16 protein-coding genes are annotated in these 13836 nt (G+C 39.5%); 11 read left to right on the top strand and 5 right to left on the bottom strand.

What is annotated here, in order from left to right; translation table 11 throughout:
• Positions 1-2: 2 nt before the first annotated feature.
• The gene (locus LG307_RS15405) at positions 3-902 is read left to right on the top strand and encodes a deoxyribonuclease IV (protein WP_404443719.1); all 900 of its coding nucleotides are present in this window, start codon (positions 3-5) and stop codon (positions 900-902) included.
• 459 nt (positions 903-1361) lie between these two features.
• Here LG307_RS15405 and LG307_RS15400 read toward each other — a convergent pair whose 3' ends face one another.
• On the bottom strand, positions 1362-1619 hold the full coding sequence (locus LG307_RS15400; RefSeq protein ID WP_404443717.1) for a DUF2624 domain-containing protein: 258 nt from the start codon (positions 1617-1619) through the stop codon (positions 1362-1364).
• Positions 1620-1761: 142 nt separating this feature from the next.
• Here LG307_RS15400 and LG307_RS15395 point away from each other — a divergent pair, with 142 nt between their 5' ends.
• The 5 genes from LG307_RS15395 to LG307_RS15375 all read left to right on the top strand — a co-directional run bounded on the left by LG307_RS15395 (position 1762) and on the right by LG307_RS15375 (position 5590).
• A complete protein-coding gene (locus LG307_RS15395; RefSeq protein ID WP_404443715.1) occupies positions 1762-3171 on the top strand; it encodes an ATP-binding protein in 1410 nt (469 codons plus the stop codon).
• Between the two features lie 112 nt (positions 3172-3283).
• Positions 3284-4060 (top strand): metal ABC transporter ATP-binding protein, encoded by a 777-nt coding sequence (locus LG307_RS15390; protein WP_404443712.1) that lies wholly within the window; start codon positions 3284-3286, stop codon positions 4058-4060.
• The gene (locus LG307_RS15385; protein ID WP_404443709.1) at positions 4060-4899 is read left to right on the top strand and encodes a metal ABC transporter permease; all 840 of its coding nucleotides are present in this window, start codon (positions 4060-4062) and stop codon (positions 4897-4899) included. The genes LG307_RS15390 and LG307_RS15385 overlap by 1 nt, the downstream gene beginning before the upstream one ends.
• On the top strand, positions 4896-5306 hold the full coding sequence (locus LG307_RS15380; protein ID WP_404443706.1) for a Fur family transcriptional regulator: 411 nt from the start codon (positions 4896-4898) through the stop codon (positions 5304-5306). Before LG307_RS15385 ends, LG307_RS15380 begins: the two co-directional genes overlap by 4 nt.
• Before the next feature lie 119 nt (positions 5307-5425).
• Positions 5426-5590, top strand: a complete 165-nt coding sequence (locus LG307_RS15375) for a hypothetical protein (RefSeq protein WP_404443704.1) — start codon at positions 5426-5428, stop codon at positions 5588-5590.
• Between the two features lie 37 nt (positions 5591-5627).
• Here the strand turns inward: LG307_RS15375 and LG307_RS15370 are convergent, their stop codons facing one another.
• Entirely contained in the window at positions 5628-6209 is a 582-nt protein-coding gene (locus tag LG307_RS15370) for a hypothetical protein (protein ID WP_404443701.1), read from the bottom strand.
• A 184-nt stretch (positions 6210-6393) separates the two neighbouring features.
• Here LG307_RS15370 and LG307_RS15365 point away from each other — a divergent pair, with 184 nt between their 5' ends.
• Positions 6394-6804: a hypothetical protein gene (locus LG307_RS15365; RefSeq protein WP_404443699.1), complete on the top strand. Its 411-nt coding sequence runs from the start codon at positions 6394-6396 to the stop codon at positions 6802-6804.
• A 68-nt stretch (positions 6805-6872) separates the two neighbouring features.
• On the opposite strand, the gene ispG is transcribed toward LG307_RS15365, so the two are convergent.
• The 3 genes from ispG to LG307_RS15350 all read right to left on the bottom strand — a co-directional run bounded on the left by ispG (position 6873) and on the right by LG307_RS15350 (position 9447).
• Positions 6873-7967: a flavodoxin-dependent (E)-4-hydroxy-3-methylbut-2-enyl-diphosphate synthase gene (gene ispG / locus LG307_RS15360; protein ID WP_404450471.1), complete on the bottom strand. Its 1095-nt coding sequence runs from the start codon at positions 7965-7967 to the stop codon at positions 6873-6875.
• A 247-nt stretch (positions 7968-8214) separates the two neighbouring features.
• Positions 8215-8565: a hypothetical protein gene (locus tag LG307_RS15355; protein ID WP_404443697.1), complete on the bottom strand. Its 351-nt coding sequence runs from the start codon at positions 8563-8565 to the stop codon at positions 8215-8217.
• A 96-nt stretch (positions 8566-8661) separates the two neighbouring features.
• Entirely contained in the window at positions 8662-9447 is a 786-nt protein-coding gene (locus LG307_RS15350; protein ID WP_404443694.1) for a DUF1189 domain-containing protein, read from the bottom strand.
• A gap of 237 nt (positions 9448-9684) precedes the next feature.
• Here LG307_RS15350 and LG307_RS15345 point away from each other — a divergent pair, with 237 nt between their 5' ends.
• The 4 genes from LG307_RS15345 (at position 9685) to LG307_RS15330 (ending at position 13667) form a co-directional block, all read left to right on the top strand.
• Positions 9685-11325 (top strand): Na/Pi cotransporter family protein, encoded by a 1641-nt coding sequence (locus LG307_RS15345; protein WP_404443692.1) that lies wholly within the window; start codon positions 9685-9687, stop codon positions 11323-11325.
• 74 nt (positions 11326-11399) lie between these two features.
• The gene (locus tag LG307_RS15340) at positions 11400-11879 is read left to right on the top strand and encodes a DUF456 domain-containing protein (protein WP_404443689.1); all 480 of its coding nucleotides are present in this window, start codon (positions 11400-11402) and stop codon (positions 11877-11879) included.
• Between the two features lie 78 nt (positions 11880-11957).
• Positions 11958-12917: a 6-phosphofructokinase gene (gene pfkA / locus LG307_RS15335; RefSeq protein ID WP_404443686.1), complete on the top strand. Its 960-nt coding sequence runs from the start codon at positions 11958-11960 to the stop codon at positions 12915-12917.
• A gap of 141 nt (positions 12918-13058) precedes the next feature.
• Positions 13059-13667 (top strand): superoxide dismutase, encoded by a 609-nt coding sequence (locus LG307_RS15330; protein WP_404443683.1) that lies wholly within the window; start codon positions 13059-13061, stop codon positions 13665-13667.
• The last annotated feature ends 169 nt before the right edge of the window (positions 13668-13836 follow it).

The raw sequence follows: 13836 nt of genomic DNA, 5'->3' as shown, positions 1-13836 counted from the left end.
TTATGGAAAACTTACTAATTGGTTCTCATGTATCCATGAGCGGAAAAAAAATGCTGCTTGCTGCAAGTGAAGAGGCTGCATCATATGGTTCAAATGTATTTATGATCTATACAGGTGCTCCTCAAAATACGCGAAGAAAAAAGATAGAAGACCTTAACATAGAAGCGGGTCTTGCACATATGAAAGAACATGGTTTAAAAGAAATTGTTGTACATGCTCCCTATATCATTAATATCGGGAACTCGCAAAAGCCGGAAACTTACGAGCTTGGAGTGAACTTCCTGGCAGAAGAAGTAAGAAGAACGGATGCTATCGGGGCAAAACAGATCGTCCTCCACCCGGGTGCCCACGTTGGGGCGGGAACGGAAGCGGGTATCAGCCAAATCATTAAAGGGCTAAACGAGGCATTGACGAAAGAGCAGAATGTACAAATTGCATTGGAGACCATGGCAGGAAAAGGCTCTGAATGTGGTCGGACTTTTGAAGAATTGGCTGCCATATTTGATGGAGTGCATTTAAACGAAAAGTTATCCGTTTGCCTAGACACCTGTCACGTGCATGACGCTGGATATGATATCGTAAATGACTTTGATGGAGTATTAAAGCAATTTGATGATATCATTGGTTTAGACCGCCTGAAAGTGCTTCATATAAATGACAGTAAAAATGTAAGTGGTGCTGCCAAAGACCGCCACGAAAACATTGGATTTGGTCATATTGGTTTTAATGCGATCAATTATATTGTCCATCATGATCAATTGAAACATATCCCAAAAATATTGGAGACACCATATGTTGGTGAAGATAAGAAAGACCGTAAACCGCCATATAAACATGAAATTGCCATGCTTAAAAACAAGCAGTTTGATGAGGAACTTTTAACGAAAATCGTGAATGATTGATCAATAAGAAAGAAGCAAGGGACATAAAAAGTGCCCTTGCTTCTTTTTTGAAAAAAATGAAAATATAAACTACAGTTGATTTCCGTTCCAGGCGCTTCGCTTGCCTGCGGGCGGTCCGTGAGGCTCCCTCCGGGGTCTCACCTGTCCCTTCCTCCCGCGGGCGTTTGCGCGCCTTACACTCCAATCAACAAGATGACTTCGATCAACTCGGGTATATGAAAAGCATCTACCCGAGTTAACTGAATAAGCATGGACGTACCTTATACGTGATTTTCAGCTGTGAATTGGAGCAAATGGCGTAGACTCCAGCGGGGGAGTAACGGTAGGCTGAGACCCCTGAAGCGTTGTGAGGAGGCTCAAGCAAGCACCGTCCCGCGGAAAGCGAAGCCATTTGCGGAAAGGAACAGCGGTGATTAACCAATACCTAAAGTTCTTTTGTTTTTAAGTTGACTTTTTCTTTTACTTTGTGAACTCCAAAAATAGTTGATTAACTTTTTTTGCTGTTTCGTGGCCGGTAATCTTTGCCACTTCCTTCATCAATTGAATTCTCTCAGATGTATTAAACACATTTACCTTCTTGGACTGCAAAAGAGCTGACACCTTTTTTGCCTGATCAGGTGTCAAGGAGATGTTATATTCCCCGCTATACTTCATCAATTCGTCGGCCGTCATGTTATGGAGCTTCTTGTTTACGATTTGTTGATAAATGTTCATCATATTATCCCTCCCAGTTTAGCCTATGTTGGAAAAACAAAAAGGCTACCTTTACGAAATAATATGACAACTGTTGGGAAATTATTGTATAATTAAAATATTCCATATATATTTGATATTTAAAGGGTAACGAGGGGGAGTCACCTTGTCGTTTATTATAGATAAAAATGAACAAGATATATTTCAGCATTTAAGTTCAGATCTTAGGCTTATTCTGAATGCGAATGGCTTTATTGAGGAATGGAATGAGAGGGCTAGCGCATTTCTATCTGTGCTGGAGGAGAATCGGTCTTTTTTTCTCAGTTTTCCATCAAGCTATCGTCAAGAAGTCTATACATACTTAAAGGATATATATGATTCGAACGGGAAAGAAGTAAAAAGGCTCCTATTTCACCGCATAAACGGAAGTTTCTATGAGGTCGTTTATACAGGTATCCTTTCTGGAGAGCGTATCTATTTGTCAGGGCATGTAATTGAGAATAAGGACAACTCCGCCGTTCTGCCACTTCTTTACGGTACAATTGAACAATCATTGAAAGTCAATGAATTTATGACCAATTCATTGGATATTGCCATACTGGTCCTTTCCAAAGGCGGAATGATTGAATATATCAATCATCGCTGTTTAATATTGCTGGAACTTGATGTAGGGGAGGACTATACCAATCTTGAATTTGATGATTTATTGACTCCAGTTATTCTAAAGGATAAATTATATGAGATATATGAAGAAGTAATCTCCAATAAACATTTCAAAGAACGGATCTGCTATGACGATGAAGTGTTATATCAGATTCAAGGCATTTTATTTGAGCGCTCGGAAAAGGTTTTCTTCATCATTCATGACCGCTCGTACCAGCAGAAATTTGAAAATCTCCTAGTATACAAACAACAGATGGAATCTGTCTCCCAAATTTCTGCAGGGATGGCACATGAGTTAAGAAATCCCTTATCTGTTATCAAAGGATTTATTCAACTTTCCCAGATTACGAATAATTGGAGTAAATATTACGATACCATCATGGCTGAGATCAATCGCATGAATTCAATCATTGAGGACTTTTTATCTGTCTCCAGGAAAAAAGTAAAAAAGCAGCTGATCCAGCCACAACATATTTTTCAGTCATTGGTCTATATCTTTCAATCAGAATGCTTATTACATAATATAGACTTTGATTTTGAAATTGACGAAGTAGAAGAACAGGTAATGGTCAATGAGGCCATGATCAAACAAGTCATGCTGAACTTTTTAAGAAATGCAATTGAAGCCTACACGCCGGAACAGAAAAACAAGCTGTTCCTATTGCGAGCCAAAAAAACGGATACCTTCTATGAAATTACAGTGGTAGATAATGGAAAAGGAATGGCTGAAGATGTATTAGATCGAATCGGCAAACCGTTTTTCACAACGAAGGAAAAGGGAAATGGCCTGGGCATACCACTTTGCAAAAAAATAATAGAAGATCATGATGGAGAATTATTCATCGATAGCAAACTAGGGGAAGGGTCTACCTTTTGCTACCGATTACCTCTGCTAAAGGAAAAGCCTGAGTAGGGCTTTTTTTGTTGGTGCAAAGTCGCTTATATTTACTTTTTCCTCCGGCTGATGTATACTAATCTATTGTTAGAAAATCGTAATGATTCTTATCTTTTAAGGTGTGATTTAGTTGGAAAAAGTACTCGAAATTAAAGGGCTATCCTATAAATATGAAAAACAAAACGTTATTGAAAACATAAATCTGAGCATACCAAGAGGTGCATTTCTAGGACTTGTAGGACCTAATGGCTCAGGAAAATCCACACTTCTAAAATGTATCCTTGGACTACTGCGTCCTCAAAAGGGAACGATCGAACTGTTTGGAAAAGACATCAAGAAGTTTAAGGATTGGAGCAAAATTGGTTTTGTCTCTCAAAAGGCAAACAGTTTTAATTCCGGTTTTCCTGCAACAGTCTTTGAAGTAGTCTCAACCGGTCTTGTTTCAAAGGTTGGCTTATTGCGTTTCTTCAACCATCAGCACAAAAAGCAAGTTTTAGAAGCCATTCGGGCGGTTGGTATGGAAGAATTTACGGATAGAAATATTGGAGATCTGTCTGGCGGACAGCAGCAAAGAGTATTTATTGCACGTGCTTTAGTCAGTGAGCCTGAGCTCTTGATCTTAGACGAGCCTACAGTCGGAGTCGATATCAAAAATGTGCAAAATTTCTATTCAATGCTGGCTCATCTAAATAAAAAGCTAGGTATCACCTTGATTTTGGTGACACATGATGTTGGAACGATCACAGAGAAGGTGACACATGTGGCCTGCTTGAACAAAAATTTACATTTTCACGGTGTGACAGATGAGTTTGAAAAATTACGCACCAATGACCTCTCGCAGTTTTACGGCCATGATGTGCATGTTTTAAGTCATGATCACCATCAACATGATGGAGGGCAAATGTAATGATATCAGCTTTTATGCAATTTGAATTTTTAAGAAATGCATTTTATACAGGAATCTTGATTGGCTTTTTGGCACCTCTATTAGGTGTTTTTGTCGTGGTAAGAAGACTGTCATTGATTGCAGATGCTTTAAGCCATGTTACGTTGGCCGGGATAGCGGCAAGCTTGCTTGTGGAAAAACGCTTCGGTTTAATGGTCGGTGTAAGCCCTATTTATTTTGGGATGGCGTTCTCTGTGACTGGTGCATTGTTTATTGAAAAGCTTAGAGGAGTTTATAAACACTACCAAGAGCTTGCCATTCCCATCATTTTATCATCAGGAATCGGGCTTGGGGTCATCTTCATTTCGCTTGCGGATGGATTTAACACAGATCTTTTCAACTTCTTATTCGGTAGTGTGAGTGCTGTTACAACATCAGATTTTTGGACGGTTCTTATAGTAACTGTAGGGGTGCTTCTCACCATCATTTTATTTTACAAAGAGTTCTTTATCCTTTCGTTTGATGAGGAACATGCCAAGGTGTCGGGTGTGAATGCAAGAGTTTTTCATTTAGTATTCATTATAATGGTGGCACTTGTCATTGCCGCATCAATGCGGATTGTCGGCATTCTTTTAGTATCTTCCCTAATGACTTTACCTGTAGCTGCAAGTATGAGGTTAAGCAGAGGTTTTAAACAAACGATAGTCTTGGCTATCATTTTTGGGGAAATTGCAGTGATTGGTGGATTAATTTCCTCTTTCTATTTTGATCTTGCTCCTGGTGGAACCATTGTAATCTTATCTGTTCTTATTTTGATTGTCACCATTCTTTGGAATAAGGTAAGGGGTGGAAAGAAATGAACGTTACACAAGCGCTAACTTTAATGAAAGATAAAGGCTATAAATATACGGGTAAAAGGCAGGAGATGCTGGAGCTTTTTGCCACTGAAGATAAGTATTTAACTGCGAAAGATGTATTGGATTCCATGAAGGACAATTACCCTGGTTTAAGCTTTGATACTATTTATCGCAATCTTGCCGTCTTTGTGGAACTTGGGATATTAGAGAGCACAGAGCTATCAGGTGAAAAACACTTCCGTTTTACCTGTTCAACACACCACCATCATCATCATTTTATTTGCATGGTGTGTGGAAAGACAAAAGAGATTGAAACCTGCCCGATGCAAGATTTGGCGGATAACTTGAAAGGTTATGATATAACAGGTCATAAATTTGAAATCTACGGCAAGTGCCCGGAATGTGTCTAAAGTAACAAATTTAGAATTATCTCATATATAGTTATTACCACCTATTTTAGATATGTGCCCTCTGAAACTGGGCGGTTATCCACGAAACATGTTCTAAAAGATGCGTAAGGGTGTATGAGATGACAGCAGAGAGTGAACAACTTTCTTCTTTAAGAAGAGAAGATTTAGTTGACATAATGATTAGAATCCGGGAAATGGGATCTAACAGACAAGATATGAGCACAGAAGACTTTGTGAAAGTGATTGAAAGGCAACTTCTGCATGCAATGTCTCGGTCAAAATAAAAAGGAGAGTGGAATCATCCACTCTCCTTTATTATGTTTACCGGGAAACGCTGATTGTTTGAAGCAGGGACTGTACTTTTTGATCTGCTTCTTCCCAATTTGAGACTCTGTGTACATTGGCAGGGATCGGATCCCTGTTGTAGGGGGTATCGAATAAAATGACGGGTATTTGACATTCTTCACTAATATCACAGGCATTGTCATGTTTATCTTCAAAAAACAACTCAATGTTATGTTTTTTTACGGCAGCAATTTTGTTGTGTGTACCAATTAGTTCTAAGTGATCGTAATCAATTTCTTGTTGGGAGAACCAATTTTTTGTCACATCAAAAAGGTGGTTTCTGCGGGCACTGATGAAATAGAGATCAAATTCATCTTTCCATCGTTGCACAATTGGTTTTGCTCCTTTGGCCAGCGGGGCGTCTTTGTATATGATTGGTTCCATTTCGTCCATCCAGCTCCAAAAACCCGCTTCATCCAAGCCCATTAGAGGCGTTAAATCATATTGCTTCATGTCTTCAAGTGTTATATTTTTTTGCAGAGTTTTATTAATAAAAGGTACAAAAGTGGAAGGGCAAGTTAATGTCCCGTCAATATCGATTCCAAATCTTTTTCTCATAATTGCCTCCAGTCCTGTTGCTACACCCATTTTAACATATTTTGTCCTTTTTTCAGTTATTTTGTTGATGGAATGATAAAAGAGAAGCTAACAAAACTTAACAAAGATTAACACCGATGATTTTGTCTTGTCTTGTTTATACTAAGTAATGCTCCTAACTTCTTTAAGAAAGCGAGGGATACGAATGGCAAGTGAATTTGAGAAAAACGAAGAGAAACTTGACCGTTTTGATTCAGACTTGGCTTACGAAGAACCTCATGTTTCTAGAGCGAAGGGACATCGGGATTTCATAGAAGAGCACGCAGCTGAAGTTGCAGTGCCTCCTGTTGTACGATCAGATAGAAGCAGAGAAAGAGAAGCAATTTTTGAAGAAGAGCGCAGCGACGTGATGGGAATGAGTGGACGAGGACTAGGGATCTTAGGGTTAGCCTTATCGATCCTGTCATTGTTCTTTCTACCTATCATTATGGGAGCTGCCGGTATTATCGTCGGCTTTATTGCCCGCAAACGTGGGGCAACAGGGTTAGGAGCATGGGCAATCGGAATCGGTATCGTTTCCATTGTTGTTGGGATTTTTGTTTTACCATTGTTTTAAAATCACCATAGACGGTGGGACGTAATTTCATCGTCTAAAAAGCAAAAAAAGCTTGGCACCCAATGGTGTCAAGCTTTTGCTTCTTCTGCTTGTTTTGCAAAGTATTCTTCTGCAATTTTATCGATTTCTTTTTTCAATTCTTCGACCATTGTAGCTTCCGGTACCTTCCGCACAATTTCGCCTTTGCGGAAAAGTAACCCTTCGTTACGGGCACCTGCGATACCGATATCAGCTTCACGTGCTTCACCAGGTCCGTTTACAGCACAACCAAGTACTGCTACTTTAATTGGCGCTTTAATAGTGGAGATGTATTCCTCCACTTCATTTGCAATACTAATTAAATCAATTTCAATACGTCCACATGTAGGACAAGAAATGAGTGTTGCTGCGTTAGAAGATAGGCCAAATGATTTCAATAGCTCGCGTGCAACTTTTACTTCCTCTACAGGATCTGCACTTAAGGAAATACGTAACGTGTTTCCGATTCCCTTGCTTAAAATTGCACCAAGGCCGGCTGCGCTTTTTACCGTACCTGCAAAAAGGGTACCGGACTCTGTGATACCTAAATGAAGTGGATAATCAAAAGCTTTTGCTGCTTTTTCATATGCTTCAATCGCAAGGTTCACATCAGAAGCCTTCATGGACACGATGATATCATGGAAATCCAGGTCTTCTAAAATTTTGATATGGTGAAGGGCACTCTCTACCATGCCGTCTGCAGTAGGATAGCCGTATTTTTCAATGATACGCTTTTCCAAGGAACCTGCGTTAACACCGATACGAATTGGAATCCCTTTTGCTTTACAAGCTTTTACTACCGCTTCAACCTTTTCACGGCGACCGATGTTACCAGGGTTGATACGGATTTTGTCTGCTCCGCCTTCAATTGCTTTCAAAGCCAGTTTGTAGTCAAAGTGAATATCTACAACAAGTGGAATGTTGATTTGTTTTTTTATATCAGCGATGGCATTTGCTGCGCGTTCGTCCGGACATGCTACGCGGACTACCTGACAGCCTGCTTCTTCCAACCGCTTAATTTCTGCAACCGTTGCTTCCACATCATGTGTCTTGGTGGTTGTCATACTTTGGATAAATAGTTCGTTACTGCCGCCGATGGTAATGTCTCCAACTTTAACAGGGCGGGTTTTTGTACGATGTATTATTTCATTCACGAATGAATCGCTCCTTTAGGAATGATCTATAGATCAAAACATCTTTCTTTCATCAATGTACCTTTTAATGAGGAAAAAAGCTAGTATTATCCACTAACTCCCAACATATTTTAACAATCGTAACCCCATCTGACAAGTGAAAAAGTTTCAGGGACTCCCGCGGGCGTCTGCGCGCCTTCCACTTCAATCAACGGGTTATCTACTTCACAATAAATGTAATGAAAAAGTTTCCTGGCTGTTAGTAGACAGGAAACTTGTAGGTTTTACCGATTTGAATTTTTTCAGGGGTAGTGCCGTCGTTTAGGATTTGGAAGTCTTCCACTAGTTGTGTAATGGAGACGGGAATAGGTTTGTTGGCAATTTTCTCTGCGATTGTCAAAACAGTATCACCGGCCTTGACTTCCACTTCTATGTAAAGGTTGTTGGTAGGTGAGGGTTGGGCAGAACTTTCCGCTTCTGCTTCAGAGTTGCTCGGTTGAGAAGTAGCGGTAACTGGAGCTGCAGGCTCAGGTATGGTGCCAGATGATAAATCATAGTAAACGCTGTATATGGTGATAAGAATAAGAGCTGCAATGAATAATCGGATCATTTTATTCTTCCTCCTCAGTCAAGCATATTTAACTATATGCTTGTCCGATAGGAATATAACTAAAAAACACCTACAAATGTTTGTCGGTGTCATAAATTATATGTTTGTAGGAGCTGGTTTCTTAACTTTTACCTCTTTAACAATAAGATAGAGAATAAAAAGAGAAACGGCAAAACTTATTAATGATGAAAAAGGTAGCTCCAGACCGCTTGCTTGCAGGATGGTGAAAATTAGCGTTGGAAGCGTGACCGCATAAGCAGACAGGACCCATGTATGGCGGTATTGCAATTTATTTCTTTTTAACGAATTCTTAATTATTAACCCAAACAACCCTAAAATGGAGATTTGAACAAACTTGGTGGCCGCAAAAAACAGATAACCCACTACTAAGAATACAGTAATGATGATTGGAAATGCACTTCCCACAGAATCCATGAACTGAAGCAAATTCTCTTTCGTTACCTCTGTTCCTTGGAAGTCACTTAATGGTACAAAGTCTGTCTGTCCTGCTCCTTGAAAAATAATTTCTTTCGATTGGATCGCCACGACATCACCATATGAATGAATCTCATTTAATGATAATTGATTGTCGGGATCTAATATAATGGTGAATCCTTCTTCATCTACAATAAAAGGTTCATTTACATCGGCGTAAAATTCTCCGTCCTGGATGTAAAAGTCCGGGGTTTCATTTTGTAAAAAGTCTTCGGTGCTGTTTACTAATTTCACTGCACTAGTTCCAAAAGTGATAAACATGGGGATAGAAGTTATAAGAACGAGAAAAAATACGTACAGGATGGTTTTGCCTATTCCTTGAAAGCGAAAGGAGGCTATTGCTTTCGGGGAATACAAGCTCTTAACAAATTGAGAAAAAATATTCAATTCCTAATCAGTCCTTTTAATAAAATATATGAATTTAATGTTACCTTAAATTGGGTGTGCGAACAATATTTAATTACTTAACAGTCGCTAATGTAAATTTCAAGTTACGGTTTGTAAAGATAATGTAAATTTATCAGAAATTCTATTTACATTAGAATCATATTAGGTTAATAATTGTATTTGGTTTTGTAGATTTTTGTCGATACTAAATTGTTTTTGATTAAGGGGTTGAATGTATTGGACTTGGATGTTCAGAAGTTAATTTTTGAATTTATTGGTGGTCTGGGTATTTTCCTTTTCGGGATTAAATACATGGGTGACGGACTGCAAAAATCAGCTGGAGATAAGCTGAGAGATATTTTAGATCGTTTTACAACAAATCCGTTAATGGGTGTACTAGCGGGTATTCTAGTAACGGTCCTTATTCAATCAAGTTCAGGAACCACAGCACTGACAGTCGGATTGGTTAGTGCAGGATTTATGACGCTTCGTCAAGCGATTGGTGTCATCATGGGTGCAAACGTCGGGACAACCGTAACAGCATTCATCATCGGTATTAAAATCGACGAGTATGCCTTACCGATTATCGCAGCAGGTGCGATCTTATTATTCTTCTTCAAAAATCAAAAAATACAATATTTTGGTCAAATCGTTTTTGGTTTCGGTACGCTATTCTATGGTCTAAGTACCATGGGAGATGGACTTAAACCATTACGAGAGCTACCTGCATTTATTGACTTAACTGTATCTATGAGTAACAACCCAATCCTTGGGGTTGTAGTCGGAACAGTATTTACCGTTATTGTTCAAAGCTCGAGCGCAACTGTTGGTATTTTACAAGAACTGTATGGACAAGGTGCCATTGATCTTAAAGCCTCCTTGCCGGTATTGTTTGGAGATAATATCGGAACCACGATTACTGCTGTGTTAGCTGCTATTGGGGCAAGTGTCGCTGCAAGACGAGCTGCATTATCGCATGTAATGTTTAATGTAATAGGGACAATAGTTGTATTAATACTATTGGTTCCTTTCCAAATGTATGTGGAATTTTTACAACAACAACTTAATCTTAATCCTGAAATGACGATTGCATTTGCACATGGTTCCTTTAACATTGCTAATGTAATTATTCAGTTGCCATTCATTGGACTGCTTGCGTTGATTGTTACAAAAATTATTCCTGGTGAAGACAGCTTTGTTGAATACAAACCAAAGCATCTTGATCCAATCTTTATTGAACAATCACCTTCTCTTGCATTAGGACAAGCTAAAGAAGAAGTTCTGCGTATGGGGGAGTTCTCTATTGTAGGACTTGAATCCACACATGAATATTTAAAAACTGGTGTAACAAAGTATTCAGAACAAGCTTATCAGGTGGAAGAAGCTATTAATAATCTTGATCGTAAAATTACGGATTATCTAGTAAAGCTTTCTTCAAGCTCTTTATCTGATCACGAATCAGAAGAGCACTCCGTTTTAATGGATACAGTCCGTGACATCGAAAGAATCGGTGACCACTTCGAAAACATCGTGGAATTAGTGGATTATCAAATTGCCAATAAAGTGGAGTTAACTGAGGCTGCTGAAACAGATCTTGAAGAAATGTTCACACTGACTCAATCAACGGTCAAAGAAGCTATTGAAGCTTTGAGAACGAACAATAAAGACCTAGCGAATGAAGTTAGATTGAAAGAAGACAAAATTGACAAAATGGAGCGTTCTCTTCGTAAGAAACACATCTTGCGTATGAACGAGGGATTATGCTCCGGTCAAGCTGGAATTGTGTTTGTTGATATTATCAGTAACCTTGAGCGTATCGGGGATCATGCTGTAAATATTGCGGAAGCAGTTTTAGGAGAAGATCACGAAACTTTATAATAGGTACGAACGTATAATAAAAACCAGACTCTAACGGGTCTGGTTTTTTTAAAATGTTTGAAGGAGGTTTTAAGGTGGAAATCCTTTATTGGACTATTATCATTGCATTGTTTGTCTTTGCTTTTATAGGGCTGGTCTATCCAATCATCCCGAGTGTTCTCTTTTTAGTAGGCGGATTTGTCCTTTATGAAGTATTTTTCTCTTTTGAAGAGCTAACATTTCTATTCTGGACTATCACCGTATTATTTGTCATTTTGCTTTTTGTGGCAGATTATTTTGCGAATCTATTAGGAGTAAAAAAGTTTGGTGGAAGCAACGCATCTATCTGGGGCAGCACCATCGGCTTATTGGTCGGCCCCTTTATTATTCCCGTAGCGGGGATCATTCTGGGACCGTTTTTGGGAGCGGTAATAGGCGAGCTTTTATTTAATAAAAACGGACTGAATGCATCAATAAAAGCAGGATTCGGATCTGTGGTTGGTTTGTTCAGCAGTGCCTTGGTGAAAGGGATCATCCAGGGTATTATGATCATTGTATTCTTTATTTTTATATAAACAAGGTTATACTAGAAGTGTTTAAAAGAGATACATTTGTGCTATAGCAATTATATGTACGAAGAAGGAGTGGATGGCTTGAAGACAATTGGAGTATTAACAAGTGGCGGTGACTCGCCGGGAATGAACGCGGCTGTCAGGGCAGTGGTAAGAAAAGCAATTTACCACAACTTAAATGTTTATGGCATCTATCAAGGCTATGCAGGCCTAATGGCTGGTAATATTAAAAAATTGGAGCTTGGGTCGGTTGGGGATATCATTCATCGTGGCGGTACGGTTTTATATACAGCTAGAAGTGAAGAATTCAAAACGCTTGAAGGTCAGCAAAAAGGGATAGAACAATTAAAAAAGCACGGTATTGAAGGTCTTGTGATTATTGGTGGAGATGGATCTTACCGTGGAGCGCAGAAGCTGACGGAACATGGATTTCCATGCATCGGCTTGCCTGGCACCATTGACAATGATATTGCGGGAACAGATTATACCATCGGATTCAATACGGCACTTCATACGGTTATTGATGCTATCGACAAAATAAGAGATACGGCAACTTCCCATGAACGTACGTTTATCATTGAAGTGATGGGCCGACACGCAGGGGACATTGCTTTATGGGCAGGACTTGCTGGTGGAGCAGAGACCATTGTCATTCCAGAGATAGGGTATAAGATTGAAGATGTAGTCGGCCGAATAAAAAGCGGTCAAAAACGAGGCAAAAAACATACAATCATTGTTTTGGCAGAAGGCGTTAGCAGTGGAGTGGATTTTGCTAAATTGATTGAAAAAGAAGCTGGGTTAGAAACGCGGGTTTCCGTTCTAGGACATATTCAAAGAGGTGGAACACCAACTGCATTTGACCGTGTACTATCAAGCCGCCTTGGCGGACGGGCTGTAGAGTTATTGATGGAAGGAAAAGCCGGCAGAGCAGTAGGAATGGAAAAAAACCAGATTGTCGATTATTCCTTTGATGAAGTATTCTCCATACCTCACAAAATAGATGAAAGCATGTACCGTCTGTCACAAGAGTTATCTATTTAATTCAGAATAAATAATTGAGTCAAGGCAAGCAGATTAATTGAAAGATTGTACAAGTTTTGGTAATCTGAAACTAACGAATCAAAAAGGTTATGCTTTTTTGGTTCCATTATAATATTACATAACAATTAGGAGGAGATAATTATGGCATACGAACTACCACAATTACCTTATGCATACGACGCATTGGAGCCTCACATCGACAAAGAAACAATGAACATTCATCACACAAAGCATCACAATACTTACGTAACAGGTATCAACGCTGCACTAGAAGGACAAGCAGAGCTTCAAGGTAAAAGTGTAGAGGAATTGATCTCCAACATGGACGCTGTTCCTGAAAACATCAAAACACCTGTACGCAACCACGGTGGCGGACACGCAAACCACAGCCTTTTCTGGAACATCTTGACTCCAGGCGGAGCTACATCTCCAAACGGTGAATTGGCTGATGCTTTAACAAGCAAATTCGGTAGCTTTGAAAACTTTAAAGACGAATTCGCGAAAGCTGCAGCAACTCGCTTTGGATCTGGTTGGGCTTGGTTAGTAGTAAACAACGGTGAACTTGAAATCACAAGCACACCAAACCAAGACTCTCCATTAATGGAAGGCAAGACTCCAGTTCTAGGCCTTGACGTTTGGGAGCACGCTTACTACCTAAACTACCAAAACCGTCGTCCTGACTACATCAACGCATTCTTCAACGTAATCAACTGGGATGTAGTAGGAAAACTTTACAACGAAGCAAAATAATTTCTGACCCAAAAAGCTCCCATCCTTAATTGGATGGGAGTTTTTATTATTAATTAGATATTTAGCTGATGCTTGGAGCAAATGGCGAAGACTCCTACGGGGGAGTAACGGTTGGTTGAGACCCCTGAAGCGTTGGGAGGAGGCTCAAGGCACCGTCCCGCGGAAAGCG

Origin of the sequence: Sutcliffiella horikoshii (assembly GCF_044809035.1) — a bacterium.
Classification (GTDB): domain Bacteria; phylum Bacillota; class Bacilli; order Bacillales; family Bacillaceae_I; genus Sutcliffiella_A; species Sutcliffiella_A horikoshii_G.
The sequence above is the reverse complement of the archived record's forward strand: the minus strand, read 5'-3'. Positions and strand labels throughout refer to the sequence as shown.

What these genes read in the sequence shown, in the direction of transcription:
- LG307_RS15370 (WP_404443701.1), bottom strand. Translation starts at nt 6,209, where the DNA reads ATGAGAAAAAGATTTGGAATCGATATTGACGGGACATTAACTTGCCCT.
- LG307_RS15375 (WP_404443704.1), top strand. Translation starts at nt 5,426, where the DNA reads ATGACAGCAGAGAGTGAACAACTTTCTTCTTTAAGAAGAGAAGATTTA.
- LG307_RS15365 (WP_404443699.1), top strand. Translation starts at nt 6,394, where the DNA reads ATGGCAAGTGAATTTGAGAAAAACGAAGAGAAACTTGACCGTTTTGAT.
- LG307_RS15405 (WP_404443719.1), top strand. Translation starts at nt 3, where the DNA reads ATGGAAAACTTACTAATTGGTTCTCATGTATCCATGAGCGGAAAAAAA.
- LG307_RS15385 (WP_404443709.1), top strand. Translation starts at nt 4,060, where the DNA reads ATGATATCAGCTTTTATGCAATTTGAATTTTTAAGAAATGCATTTTAT.
- LG307_RS15400 (WP_404443717.1), bottom strand. Translation starts at nt 1,619, where the DNA reads ATGATGAACATTTATCAACAAATCGTAAACAAGAAGCTCCATAACATG.
- LG307_RS15380 (WP_404443706.1), top strand. Translation starts at nt 4,896, where the DNA reads ATGAACGTTACACAAGCGCTAACTTTAATGAAAGATAAAGGCTATAAA.
- LG307_RS15330 (WP_404443683.1), top strand. Translation starts at nt 13,059, where the DNA reads ATGGCATACGAACTACCACAATTACCTTATGCATACGACGCATTGGAG.
- LG307_RS15355 (WP_404443697.1), bottom strand. Translation starts at nt 8,565, where the DNA reads ATGATCCGATTATTCATTGCAGCTCTTATTCTTATCACCATATACAGC.